Genomic DNA, 13,038 nt, shown 5'->3' on the forward strand with positions numbered 1-13,038 from the left:
GAGGTGAAATTAAGATGAGCAAGGCGGAAATGTCGACCGACGTTCTCGACCTGTCCGTGGACATGGAGGTTTTCTCCACTCCGAACGGTGGCGAGCAGGGCGTTCTCACGTCCGTCCAGGAGCCGGTGGCGGGTGCGTGGACCACCTCCACCACCTGCTGGACCTGCCCTTGGACGTGTGACTACTGCAACACCTCGGAATGTACCTGCTAGTCAGGTCGCACCAGGCGGGCGGTGTCGCGGCCGTAACGCGACACCGCCCGCACTTTAGGAGGCCCCATGGCACTGAAGGTCCCCGGAGCCAGGCGATCGGCTCCAGCCAACATTATCGACGCTCTGCGGCTCAGCCGCGAGGCCAGTCCCGGCCTGTTCTGGCTGGTGGTCGTAGCGCTACCGGCGGCCGAGGGGCTGATCTCACTCGCGTTGCTGGCCGTCTTCCGCGGTGGCGCCGATGCCTTCCTGCGTAATCAGTCAGCGCCCGGGGAGACGGTGGACCGGATAATCCCGTGGCTGGCCGTCGCCATCGCTCTCACGCTGCTCGTGGTTCTCATGGGGAACAGCCGGCACACCGTCCAGGAGCTGCTCCTGGACCGCGTCCGTCAGTTCAGCGCCCGCCGCATGCACCGGGCGGTCGCCATGCTGGAACTCGCCGACTTCGACGACTCTCAGGTACACGACCGCATCAGCAGGGCGGAGGCCACGGCCGACTTCAAACCGCGCCAGGTGGTGCGCGGCATCACCGCGCTGATCGCGAGCGGCTTCCAGATCGTGGTGTTCACCGCGATGCTCGTCTTCCTGCAACCCCTGCTCCTGCCGATGCTGGCGCTGGCGGCCGCCCCCGTGCTGCTCATCTCGTCCAAGCTGGCCGGCGAGCAGTTCGGCTTCTTCCACTCGGTGACTCCGCTGGAACGGCGGCGCCGCTACGTCGGCTGGCTGATGACCTCCCGCCAGCCGGCCGCCGAAGTGCGCGCGTTCGGCCTCATGCCCCACTTCGCCAAGCGCTACGACGCGCTGACCGACGAGCGCTACACCGAACTGCGCCGCATGGTGCATGGCCAATGGCGCAAGCTGCTCGCCGGCCAGGTCTCCTTCGGCCTGGTGCTGACCGCGGCCGTCGCCCTGCTCGGCTGGTTCTTCGCCAGCGGCCGCATGGACGTGCCGACGCTTCTGACCACGGTCGTGGCGCTGAGCCGGCTGGTCACCGCCGTCGGCGGGCTGGGCGGCCCGATCGCCGAGCTGTCGGAGGCCGGGCTCTTCCTCGGAGACCAGGCCGCCTTCTACGAGCAGCTCAAGCGGGCCGACGAGCTGGAGCGCGGGCAGGCGCTACCTGAGCGCCTGCGCGAACTGCACGTGCGTGACCTGAGCTTCCGATACCCGGGCGCGGAGCGCGAGGCGCTCAGCGGTGTGAACATGACGATCGGAGCCGGTCAGCTTGTCGCGTTCGTCGGTCCCAACGGCTCGGGCAAGACCACGCTGGCCAAGATCCTCGCCTTCCTCTACCGGCCGGGCGCAGGGACGGTGACCTGGAACGGGCAGGACATCGCCGACCTGGACCGCCGGGCGTTGCGCGACCACGTGACCGCGGTCTTCCAAGACCACATGACCTACCACTTCACGGTCGAGGAGAACGTCTCCCTCGGCGACGTCGCGCGCGCCGACGATCATGCGGCTGTCGCAGAGGCGATCGACGCGGCGGGGGCGGCGGACATGGTGGCCAGACTCCCCGCCGGCGCCGCCACCGAGTTGGGCCCCGAGTTCGGTGACGGCACGTCACTGTCGGGCGGGGAGAGCCAGCGCCTAGCGCTGGCCAGGGCGATCTTCAGAGGCCGCGAGCTGGTCATCCTCGACGAGCCGACCTCGGCGCTCGATCCGGTGGCCGACCACGCTCTCCTGCGTGACCTGCGCGAGCTGCTACACGGAAGGACCGCCATCGTGATCTCTCACCGTTTTTCCAACGTACGGCACGCAGACCAGATCTACGTCTTGGACGGAGGCAGAATTGTGGAGCAAGGATCCCATGAGAGCCTGATGCTCGCCCGCGGCCTCTACGCCGAGATGTACTCGCTGCAGGCCAACGCGTTCGCGGAGGAGCCGGCGTGACGGCGCCGCTCGGCCTCCTCGAGTACCTGGATCTGGCGGGCGCCGCCGACGCCAGGGCGCTCCAGAGCGTGGCCTTCGAGGCGGCCCTGCTGGCCGACGACCTCGGCTACCGCCGCCTCTGGGTGCCCGAGCACCACGGCGTTGGCTCGCCCAGCCGCAGCCCGCTGCACACGGTCGCCGTGCTCGGCAGCCACACCAGCGGCATCCGCGTGGGCACGGCGGTCACGCTGTTGCGTCTACGCGACCTCTACCTCACCGCCGAGGATCTGTTCACCGTCGCGGGCTTCTGCGGCGGCCGGCTGGACGTCGGCCTGGGCAGGGGCACAGTGGGGCCCAACTCCAACCTGCTGCGCCACCTGCTCAAGGACGACGACGCGCTGGACAGGGACGTGCGTGAACTGGTGCGCATCCTGCGTGAAGGCTGCGAGCTGGTCGAACCGCTCGGCTCGCCGTACGAGATGTGGCTACACGGCACGAGCGGGCGGTCGGCTGCGATGGCTGCCGAGCTGGGCGCCTCCTACTGCCACGCGCTGTTCCTCAAGCCCGATCTCGACGTGTGTCTGCGCGCCATGGACGTCTACCGCGCCGGATCCTCGCCCGGCACGACGGCCGTGGCGCTGGCCGTGGCCGCCAACACCGATCCGGCCAGGGCTCTTGCGGATGCGCGCCGGCAGCCGTTCGCAGTCACCGCCGGATCATCGGAGGACTGCGCGGCCGCCGTGCTGAACGCCCTTCGCATGTCCGGCGCCGACGAGGTCGTCATCGCCGAGACGTCAAGCGATCCGGACGACCACTTCAGGTCGCTGAAGGAGATCCACGAGATCGTGTCGGCCGCTATCACCGGGCAGGCTGTGGCGTTGACAGGACCGGAGCGCTGAGATGGCCCACGAGTTCGGGATGCTGCGCGTGGCGCTGCTCAGTGTGGAGGAGTCGGGCGCGCTGGTCGCGGGAGGCGGCCCCGACCCGCTGGCGACCATGGCCGTCGACCTGGCGTGGGGGTCGCCGGGGACGGGTACCAGCGATCCGGCCCACCGGCCGCGCGACACCACGCTGCGCTACATCACCCGCATGGGCGGCAGGGCCACGCCGTACGGGCTGTTCGCAGGCACGGCCCACGTCCCCATCAGGCCCGAGCGGAAGCTGGAGATAGCGGGCAAGGACCGGCACAGCGTACAGGTAAGGCTCGACTTCGAGGTGCTGCAGCGCATCGTGCTCGAGGCGATGATGGCCGCGGGGCTGGAGGGCTGGCCCGTCAGGCGCAACCGCACGTTGCGCAGGAACGCGGGCGGGCTGCGTTACACCAAGTCGGGCGACAGCACGTCGGATGTGGTCACGTTGCGCGCCACACCGGCCATCGAGGCCGTTCTGGGCGCGGTCGGCGACAAGAGCGTGCGCGCGGGCGAACTGCTCGACGGGCTGGAGTCGCACTTCGCCGGCAGCTCACGTGAGGCGCTGCGCGACTTCGTCGGCAAGCTCATCGACGGTGACGTACTGCACAGGGCGGTCGACCTCATCAGACCGGGTGACGAGCCCGCCGCGCTCGCGCTGTCGGTCCTCGAGGGCATCGGCGATCAACACGCGGCCGACGTGCTCACCGGGCTCGTCGACGAGACGTGCGGGGCCAGGCCGCTCGGCACCGCCCTCATCGGCAGGATAAACGCCGCGTGGGAGCGGGCGGCGGAGCGGATGCCGGCGCTACGCGACTTCCCGCAGAACCGCCGCTTCCACCTCGATCTTGACATCGCCACCCACGATGCCGCGCTCGATCAGGCCACCGTCACCGACCTCATCGACACCGTCCGGCGGCTGCAGCTCGTCTTCCCCGACAACGAGTATCTGCCGATGTTCCGCGCCGCGTTCCGCCGACGGTATGAGGATACGGAGGTACCGCTGCTCGATGCGCTCGACCTTGAGAACGGCGTGCTCTGGTCTGCCGAGCGTGAGCTGTCACCGCTGGCGGAGTCGGCGCGGATCCGGCGCCCGCACGGGCACAGCGGTTCGGAGGTGCCGGTCGAGGTTTACAAGGTGCTCGACCGGTGGATCAACGGCGAGCGAGTGGTTGACCTGGCCGATCTGCCGATGGCGCCCACCTGTTCGGCACGCGGCCTGCTCGCCGCGCTGCTCGACGACTTCGAGGGCCGCTACCACAGCATGCTGCGCGCTGGTTACCAGCGCAGCTCTATGGCGCTGATCAGCCGCTTCGCCCTCGGTCGCGAGGACAGGACGGCCGACCTGCTCGCCTGGGCGGGACCGTCCTCCGACGATCAGGACGGGCCCATTCACGCCGAGCTTGTCTACTCGCCGGGCATCAGGATCAGTAACGTGTTGATCAGGCCCAAGCTGCTGGAGGACGAGATCGCGCTGTCGGGCGCGGGCAGCGGCTCCCTGTCGCTTGACCGGCTCTTGGTCCGCCTCGAAGGCGACGCCGTACGACTGCGCGACTCGGTGACGGGTCGCGACGTCATCGTGGAGATGAACGCCGCGCACAACGTCGCGGCCAGCGGCATGGACCCCGTTTACAGCTTCCTCGGCATGCTCGTCTCGCCCGGAGCGATCGGCTGGTCGTGGGGCGCGCTGCAGCGTCTGTCCCATCTGCCCAGAGTGACGTGCGGCAAGGTCGTGGTCTCGCCGGAGACATGGACAGTCAGCGGGGTCGACCTGTCCCGGGCACTGACGGCGTCCCGGCCGGGCGACCATCTGCGCCGCCTGCTCGACGGCTTCGGGGAGCGCAGATGGGTCGGTGTCGGAGACGACGACCGCGTCCTGGCGGTCGACCTCGACTCGGCCGACTCGGTCCGGGCCTGTCTTACGCGGTACGCACACGAAGCCAAGGTGGCGCTGACCGAGATGCCGCACGTGGAGAGCCCAGCCTCGCACGGGCCGGCGGGACGGCACGTCACCGAGCTCGTGGTGCCGCTGCAGCCGACGGCGCCGTCCCCCGGATCGGTACGTGAGCCCGCGCCCTACGACCCGCAGGCGGGCATGTCCTGGGTTTACTTCAAGTATTACTGCGGCTCCTCGGCCGCTGACGCGGTCATCGCCGAGTCGCACGCGCTCGCCTTACGGCTCAGGCAGGCCGGCGCGGCCACCGACTGGTTCTTCGTCAGATACTACGAGGAGGGCTTCCACGTCCGCGTCCGCGTGCGACCGGCGGGCGCGCAGCACAGGGCCGCCGTCATCGCCGCGTTGGACGGGCTCGCCGCCGCACTGAGGGAGCGGGGCCTGGTTGTCAGGTCCGTTATGGACGACTACATACCCGAGGTCACCAGGTACGGCGGGGCCTCCTGCCTGCCAGCCGCCGAGGCGCTGTTCACCGCGGACAGCGACGCCGTCGCCACCTACACGGCCTCGGCCCCTGACGAGCACACCCGGCTCTACCAGTGCGTGGCCGACATGCTGTTCTGGTCGGAGACCCTGTTGGGGGACGACGGGACCGCGCACGAGTTCCTGCGCTGGCGGCAGAGCGGGCTCGTACTGTCTTTCGAGCGGTCGGGTAACCCGCAGGGCGTCTTTTTCCGCGACCACCGCGCCCGGCTCGACGCGCATCTGGCCACCGCCGTCTTCGATCCGATCCTGCGGGAACGCCTGGCCGCGTTCGGCGGTGCGCTCACCAAAGCGGCGCCGGAGCGGTCCGCGCTGTTCGCCGTGGCCAATTCCACTCTCCATATGCACTGCAACAGGCTGCTGGCGGTGGACTCCCGGCGGCTGGAGTTCCTGGCCTGTGAACTGGCCATGCGCAAACTCCGCGAGTATCTGGCCCGCGGACGGAAGGGAGAGCGGCGATGACGGTCCAGCCGACGGCACGGGAGGTTGACGTAGGGAGCTTCAGGACGTTCATGAGCTCCTTTCCGACCGGGGTCGCGGTGGTCACGACCCTGGACGCCGCGAGTGAGCCCGTCGGGTTCACCTGCTCGTCGCTGTGCAGCCTGTCGCTGGCGCCGCCTCTGCTGCTGGTGTGCGTCAACAGAGCCAGCGGCACGCTCGACGCACTGCGGGCATACGGCGCCTTCGCGGTCAACCTGCTGGGCAGGAACGGCCGGCCGGCGGCGGAGATCTTCTCCGCCTCCCGCTCCGACAGGTTCAGCGCCGTGCCGTGGTGTCCGACGGGGCCGCGGTCGCTCCCGTGGCTGCAGGAGCATGCGCACGCCGTGGCGGAGTGCGAGCTGCGGGAGATCCACCCGGGCGGCGACCACGTCATCATGATCGGTGCAGTGGCGGGAGTGCGCTTCGGTGACGGGCAGACGCCGCCTTTGCTGAGGGGGCTCAGTCGTTACTCGGTCTGGCAAGACTGACGGCCTCCTCATGCAACGTATGAAACGCTCCCCCTCCCCCGCCCCGCCATCCGACTTCGGAATGCTGCGGGTAGCGATCCTCAGCGTGGATGAGGCCGCGCGGCTGATGGCCGCCCCGGACTTCGAGGACCCGCTCGTCACCACCTGTATCCGGTTCGCCGCCAGTCCTCACCTGCTGAAAAGCGCGTCATCCGACGAGAAGGCCCAGGCCGCGTTCCTGCGATACGTCAGCAGGATGGGCGGCCGGGCCACTCCCTATGGTCTGTTCGCCGGTACTGCGTGCGCCACGATAAGAGACGAGCGGCGACTCGTTCTGGATCGCCGACAGCAGCACATTGTGCGCGTGCGAATTGATTTCGGCGTACTAGATTCGCTGGTCGGCGAGGCCATGGAAGAGGCAGGCAGAACAACCTGGCCGCTCAGGCGGAACCCGACACTCCGCCGAACCGGCAAGGCTCTGCGATTCGCCAGAGCCGGCGACGCCAGTGCCGATGTGGTGACCGTCCGCGAGAGCCCCGCCATCACGACACTGCTCGAGGTCCTCGGCGACGGCACGGCATCAGCGGACCAGCTGGTTGACGCGCTTGCCGTACGCATGCCCACGGCACCCAGGGAGGAGCTGCACGCTTTCGTGGCGCGGCTCGTCGAGAGCGAGATGCTGCAGCGGGCAACCGGTTTGATCATGCCCGGTGTGGAGCCCGCGGAGATTGCGCTGTCCACTCTCCGTTCCGTCGGGAACCGTCGGCTGGCGGAGGCGGTGACCGCACTGTCCACCGACGCCTGCGGCGACCACCCACTGGATGACGGGCTGAGCGGCCGACTGAACAAAGCCTGGGACGCGGCCGCGCACCGCATCCCCTCTCTTCGGACGATCGATGAGAACCTGCGCTTCCATGTGGACCTCAACATCGCCACCGTGTCCGCGTCCGTCGACCGACGGACGGTGAGCGACCTCGATGACGCCGTGCGCAGGCTCGAGCTGATGTTTCCGCCCGATGACGCGATGGCCGACCTGCGTGAGACGTTCCGCAGCCGCTACGGGGACACCGAGGTGCCCTTGCTGGAAGCGCTCGACCTGGAGTACGGGATATTGCGGAGCGCCGACCGCTACGCATCCCGCCTGGCGCGAATGGCCGGCGTGGAATCCCCGATCTCCGGTGAGACGGGCTCGGCGTGGCCGGTCCTGTACGAGGTCCTCCACGATTGGCTGAGAGAGCGCCACCCTGTCGACTTGGGAGATTTCCCCATGGCGGAGCGCGGTTCCTCATCGGCAGTGCACGCAGCACTCCTGGACGAGCGGGAGGGGGGTTTTCACAGCCTCCTGATGGCCGGGTATCGCAGAACATCGATCGCCGTCCTCAGCCGGTTCGCCCTGGGCAGGAGCGAACTGACCGAACGGATGCGGGCCTGGGTCGCCGATGACGCTCCCGACGCGCCCATTCACGCCGAGCTGGTGTATGCGCCCGGGGGGCGAGCGGGAAATCAGCTCCTCCGCCCGAGCCTCTTCGAGGAACAGATCTCACTGCCCGGTGCCGCCGGCGGATCATTGCGGCTGGACCGGCTCCTCATCCGGCTGGAGGGTGATACCTGGCACCTGCGTGACAGGGTCTCGGGACGAGAGGTAATCGTGGAGCTGAGTTCGGCGCACAACGTTCTCGGCAGAGGCTTGGACCCGACATATAGATTCCTGGCCTCGGTCATCTCGCCTGGGAGCATCGCCTGGCGGTGGGGACCGTTCGGGCGACTACCCCATCTGCCCCGCGTGACCTGCGGCAGGAGCATCGTCTCACCCGAGCGCTGGCGGTTGACCGGCGGCGATGTCGAGACCATCCTGGAGTCCGTCGACCCCGACGTTCAGCTGAGACGCACGCTGCAGGGCATCGGGGACCGGCGATGGGTCGGACTGAGCCAATCCGATCAGTTGCTTCCTGTCGACACCTTCTCCGCGCGGTCGATATGCGCCTGCCTGACACTCCCGGCCCCCGGTGGAAGCGTGGACCTGGTAGAAATGCCGCAGGTGGAATGGCCCGCCGTGACCGGCCCGGACGGCCGGCATGTAAGCGAGATCGTGGTACCGCTGCGCAATAGGCGGACACCGCACCACCGCTCGCGCCGCGCCTCCCTTTTCGATCCCTCGGCCGGTTCGTCATGGGTGTGTTTCAACTACTACACGGGGCACGCGGCAGCCGACATCGTGGTGAGCCGGGCGGCGCGGGCCGCCGACGACTTGTTGGACCGGCAGGTGGCGGCGGGCTGGTTCTTCAGCCGCCATTACGGGGACGGGCACCACGTGCGTGTCAGAGTCCGGCCCTCGACCGGGTCGCGACGCGACACCGTTCTGACCTTCATGGCGAGGCTGGGTCAGGACCTGCGAGCCGAGGGCCTGTGCACGCGCGTGATGTCGGACGACCATGTGCCCGAAGTCGCCCGCTACGGCGGCTACGCCTGTCTCGCACGGGCGGAGGCGGTTTTTCAGACGGACAGCGCGGTCGTCGCCCGTTTTCTCAGTGTTCCACCAGGCGAGGAGATGCGCCTGTACGAAGCGGTGTCGACCACGCTCGCACTGAGTTCGGCGCTGTTCGACACGCCTGCGGAGCGGCACGACTTCCTACGGACGTGCCAGGCGGGCCTCCGCATGTCCTTCGCGTCGCAGGGCAACAGGATCGGCAGATTCCACAGGGGGCACCGTACGGCGTTGGACGCGTATCTGACGCGGTCGATGCCGGACCCACACCTCCTGGCGGCGTTCAAGTCTTTCCGCGACTCGGTTCGCAGGCAGGGCGACGACGCGTCCGATCCTTCCGTGTTCGGCTCGGTGCTGCACATGCACTGCAACAGGCTTTTCAGATTCGATGCCGAGAAACTCGAGTTTCTGGCGTACGAACTCGCCATTCGGAAGGTCCGAGAGCTGCGGGCACGGGAAGGCGGGAATGCTTGAGCCGGCCCGCCTCGGCATCGCCACCCGCTCCGCCACGCCGAATACCCGGGCCGCCGCAGCTCTCCCGGACGCCGTCGGGCGGCTCCGGTCCGTCCTCCAGAAGAATGAGCCCTTGCCATTGTTTCCGCACCGTTTCCGGACGGCCGTTCCCTCGTGCCCCTGCTCCGAGCCTCAGACGGCACCCAATCCGGTGAGACTAACGTCTTTTTTATGCGAGGCTTGGGAGGATCGCGATTCCGGCATGATCCGAAGGAGACCCCCTATGGGCAGCAGTACGGCTGTTTCTGCTACCGGCCTGGTGAAACGGTACGGCACGCAAGAATCCGCGGTGACGGTGCTCAATGCCGTGGACATCTCCGCGAAGAAGGGCACGTTTACCGTGATCATGGGTCCTTCGGGTTCCGGGAAATCCTCGCTGCTTCATTGCATCGCAGGTCTCGATCGAGTCGACGAGGGGACGATCCGGTTAGGTGACATCGAACTCACCGCGCTCTCGGAAAAAGAGCTGAGCATCGTCCGGCGGGACAGAATCGGCTTCGTTTTCCAGTCATTCAATCTTCTGCCCACGCTCACCGCGGAACAGAACATCCTTCTCCCTCTCGAGCTCGGCGGCATCAAGCCTGACCGAGATTGGTTCGACCTGGTCGTCACCCGCCTTGGCCTGCACGACCGCCTCGGCCACCGCCCCAGCCAACTGTCGGGTGGACAGCAGCAGCGGGTCGCGTGCGCGCGAGCCCTGCTGACCAAACCAGAAGTGATCTTCGCTGACGAACCCACGGGAAACCTCGACACGCGCTCGGGCGCCGAAGTGCTCTCCTTCCTCCGCGAGTCCGTGGATTCCCTCGGCCAGACGGTGGTCATGGTGACCCACGATCCCATCGCCGCGGCCCGCGCCGACCAGGTGCTCTTCCTGGTCGACGGCGCGGTCGTCGCCGATGTCGCCGACCCCACGGCGGACATGCTGATCGACACGTTGAAGAAGCTGGAGACGGCCTGATGCTGACGGTGGCCTGGAGCAACGTCGTCGTCCGCAAATCCCGCCTGATGATGTCGGCTCTCGGCATTGCGCTGGCCGTCGCGTTCGTGTGCGGGACGTTCATCGTCACCGACACCATGCGCACCGCGCTGATCGACAGCCTGAGCCAGAGCCCGTCACAGCTCAGCGCGGCCGTTCAGCGGGTCGGCCAGGCGAGGACCGTTCCCCGCGAGCTGGTCGGCACCGTCCGGGGGGTCCCCGGTGTGGCGGTCGCGGAAGGGAATCTCTACGGCGCCATGACCGCTCTCGGCCCCGACGGACGGCGGTTGTCCGCGGAAGGGGACCAGGGGGTGCTCGTCGGCATCCCCGCCGACGAGCGGCTCAGCCCCGTGCAGATGGTCGCCGGTCAGGCCGCGAGTCGGCCCGACGAGGTCGTTCTCGACCAGTTCACCGCCCGCAGTCGGGGGCTGGCGATCGGTGCCACGGTCAGCCTGCCCGACCCCCGAAGCGGCGCTGCCGTGCCGTACAGGGTCTCCGGGCTGTTCGTCCCGGGCCCGAAGCTGGCCAAGTACGGCAAGACCGCCATGGTCGGCATGCCGTACCAGCGGGCCGTCGAGGCACTGAACGCGGTGGCCGTGGGACGCATCGACGTACTCGCCGAGCCGGGGGTGTCGCCGGGCGAGCTGGTGGAGCGCCTGCGCGCCGCCCTCGGCCCCGGCTACAGCGTGCTGACGGGCGAGGAGGTCAGGAGGCAGGAGGCCAACGAGGCGCTCAGCGCACTGGACGCCTTCATCAACAGCCTGTTGATCTTCGCGCTGATCTCGGTCCTGATCTCCGGTTTCCTCGTCTACAACACCTTCTCCATCATCATGGCGCAGCGCGTCAGGGAGACGGCCCTGTTGCGCTGCGTCGGAGCCACCAGATGGCAGGTGCTGACCACCGCCCTCACCGAGGCCGCACTGATCGGGCTGGCCGCGTCGGCCGTCGGAGCGGTGGTGGGAATCGGCCTGGCGTATGCGGCTCTCGGGCTCGTCATCGACATGGCCGACGGCATCGATCTGAGCGGAACCACGCCGGAGATCAATGCGAGCTCGCTCCTCCTGGCCCTGGCCGTCGGAATCGGGATGACACTGGTGGCCGCCTCGGTGCCGGTCAAGCGCACCGGCCGGGTGCCGCCCATCGCCGCTCTGCGTGAGGTCCACGCGAGCGAGGGCACAGGACCACGCCGGGGCCCGACCGTCCTCGCCGCCGTGGCGGCCCTCGCCGGGCTGGCGCTGGCCGGATACGGCACCGCCATCGCCGACACGGGTGACGACAGCCAGGCGGAGCTCGTGCTGAGCGGTGCGGGCACCACGCTCCTGCTGATCGCCGTAATCGCCGCGGGGCCCCGCTACCTCCCCGTGTTGGCCGCGATGGCGGGACCCGCCGCGAAACGGCTCGCCGGAGCACCCGGCCGCCTCGCGGTCGAGAACATCAGGCGGAACCCGTCCAGATCCGCGAACACCACCGCCGCACTGGTCATCGGCCTCGCACTGGTGACGCTGGTCAGCGTGCTCACCTCGTCGATGACCGCCTCCATCGCGGCCGGCTACGCCAAGCACTCGCCCTTCGACTACACCCTGGTGGCCGAGGGCGGTAATACCCCCATGCCGGCCCAGGTGCTGGCGTCGGTGACCGGCAGCGAGCAGGTCGGCGGGATCGTCACCATACGGCAGGGCGGGGTCCGCACCGACATCGAGGTCAAGGGGGAGGTTCTCCGCCCGCAGGGCGTGAATCCAGAGGCCGCCAGGCTGGCCCCGGACGCCGTGGCGCGCGGCAGCCTGGCCGCCTTCGGCCCGGGAACCATCGCGATGGAGCGCAAGCTGGCCGAGCGCATGCGCATCGACGTCGGCGATGTGCTCGAAGTGCGTGCCGAGACCACGGGGATCACGCTGAAGCTCCGCGTCATCGCGCTGCTCGACGCGCTGTCGCCCTTCGGGCCGGTGGCCATGGCCGAGCCCGACTTCGTGCGGATCGCACCGGACAAGCCGGTCTCCGTACTGCTGGTGCGGGGCGCCGCCGGCGTCGGCGAGCCGGAGTTGCGAGCGGCCGTCGAGCGGGCGACCACGGGCTTCCCGTCCGTCGCGGTGCTGAGCAGGGTCGTCGCCGCGCGGCAGTGGAACACCTCGGTGGAGACGCTTCGGACGCTGCTCCTGGCGTTACTGGGACTGTCGGTGGTGATCGCGTTCTTCAGCCTGGCCAACACGCTCTCGCTCTCGGTCGTCGAGCGCCGCGCCGAGTTCGGCCTGCTCAGAGCGCTAGGCATGACCCGCGCCCAGCTCCGGAGAACCCTCGGGGCCGAGAGCGTGGTCATGTCGACGCTGGGCGTGGGCGTCGGGATCGTGCTCGGGGCCGGCTTCGGATGGGTGTTGTCGCGCTCGTTGGCCATCGTCTCGGAGGCCAGGTTCTCGATCTCGGGAGTCTTCATCCCGGCGTTCGCCGTCATGGGCGTGCTGGTTGGGCTGCTGGCGGGGATTCTGCCGGCACGTCGGGCGGCCACCGCGCCGATCGTGGAAACCCTCACCAAGGAGTGAGCACGTTCGGGGTCACCGACGGCGGCATCCACCAGTAGTGCTTTGTTAGGTGCTCAGGGTGGGCGCTGTGAGCAGGTGGGGCAGCGGCCGGTCCAGGTGGCCAGGAGTATCTGGAGTTCTTTGAGGATCGTGTAGAGGGTCAGGCCGCGGCTTTTGGGTC

General features: G+C 68.7%; 7 protein-coding genes. All 7 read left to right on the forward strand.

Translation table 11 applies throughout. The annotated features are described in order from the left end of the window. Nucleotides 1-278: 278 nt before the first annotated feature. The 7 genes from FLW16_RS32195 (at nucleotide 279) to FLW16_RS32225 (ending at nucleotide 12,878) form a co-directional block, all read left to right on the forward strand. Nucleotides 279-2,099 carry an ABC transporter ATP-binding protein gene (locus tag FLW16_RS32195; RefSeq protein WP_142563888.1) on the forward strand — a complete coding sequence of 607 codons (1,821 nt, stop codon included), beginning with the start codon at nucleotides 279-281 and terminating at the stop codon, nucleotides 2,097-2,099. Further along, nucleotides 2,096-2,977, forward strand: coding sequence for an LLM class flavin-dependent oxidoreductase (locus tag FLW16_RS32200; protein ID WP_142563889.1), 882 nt, complete (start codon nucleotides 2,096-2,098; stop codon nucleotides 2,975-2,977). The genes FLW16_RS32195 and FLW16_RS32200 overlap by 4 nt, the downstream gene beginning before the upstream one ends. Before the next feature lies 1 nt (nucleotide 2,978). Beyond that, the gene (locus FLW16_RS32205) at nucleotides 2,979-5,885 is read left to right on the forward strand and encodes a lantibiotic dehydratase (RefSeq protein ID WP_142563890.1); all 2,907 of its coding nucleotides are present in this window, start codon (nucleotides 2,979-2,981) and stop codon (nucleotides 5,883-5,885) included. A gap of 50 nt (nucleotides 5,886-5,935) precedes the next feature. Beyond that, the gene (locus FLW16_RS32210; RefSeq protein WP_221891390.1) at nucleotides 5,936-6,391 is read left to right on the forward strand and encodes a flavin reductase family protein; all 456 of its coding nucleotides are present in this window, start codon (nucleotides 5,936-5,938) and stop codon (nucleotides 6,389-6,391) included. A gap of 19 nt (nucleotides 6,392-6,410) precedes the next feature. Further along, nucleotides 6,411-9,329, forward strand: a complete 2,919-nt coding sequence (locus FLW16_RS32215; protein ID WP_185949686.1) for a lantibiotic dehydratase — start codon at nucleotides 6,411-6,413, stop codon at nucleotides 9,327-9,329. 262 nt (nucleotides 9,330-9,591) lie between these two features. Continuing rightward, nucleotides 9,592-10,326, forward strand: coding sequence for an ABC transporter ATP-binding protein (locus FLW16_RS32220; RefSeq protein WP_260615807.1), 735 nt, complete (start codon nucleotides 9,592-9,594; stop codon nucleotides 10,324-10,326). Next, entirely contained in the window at nucleotides 10,326-12,878 is a 2,553-nt protein-coding gene (locus tag FLW16_RS32225; protein ID WP_142563894.1) for an ABC transporter permease, read from the forward strand. Before FLW16_RS32220 ends, FLW16_RS32225 begins: the two co-directional genes overlap by 1 nt. The last annotated feature ends 160 nt before the right edge of the window (nucleotides 12,879-13,038 follow it).

This window comes from Microbispora sp. KK1-11 (assembly GCF_006874435.1).
GTDB lineage: Bacteria > Actinomycetota > Actinomycetes > Streptosporangiales > Streptosporangiaceae > Microbispora > Microbispora catharanthi.

Bases quoted from the DNA above. Each gene is read 5' to 3' on its own strand.
- FLW16_RS32195 (WP_142563888.1), top strand. From the start codon at position 279: ATGGCACTGAAGGTCCCCGGAGCCAGGCGATCGGCTCCAGCCAACATT.
- FLW16_RS32205 (WP_142563890.1), top strand. From the start codon at position 2,979: ATGGCCCACGAGTTCGGGATGCTGCGCGTGGCGCTGCTCAGTGTGGAG.
- FLW16_RS32210 (WP_221891390.1), top strand. From the start codon at position 5,936: ATGAGCTCCTTTCCGACCGGGGTCGCGGTGGTCACGACCCTGGACGCC.
- FLW16_RS32215 (WP_185949686.1), top strand. From the start codon at position 6,411: ATGAAACGCTCCCCCTCCCCCGCCCCGCCATCCGACTTCGGAATGCTG.
- FLW16_RS32220 (WP_260615807.1), top strand. From the start codon at position 9,592: ATGGGCAGCAGTACGGCTGTTTCTGCTACCGGCCTGGTGAAACGGTAC.
- FLW16_RS32225 (WP_142563894.1), top strand. From the start codon at position 10,326: ATGCTGACGGTGGCCTGGAGCAACGTCGTCGTCCGCAAATCCCGCCTG.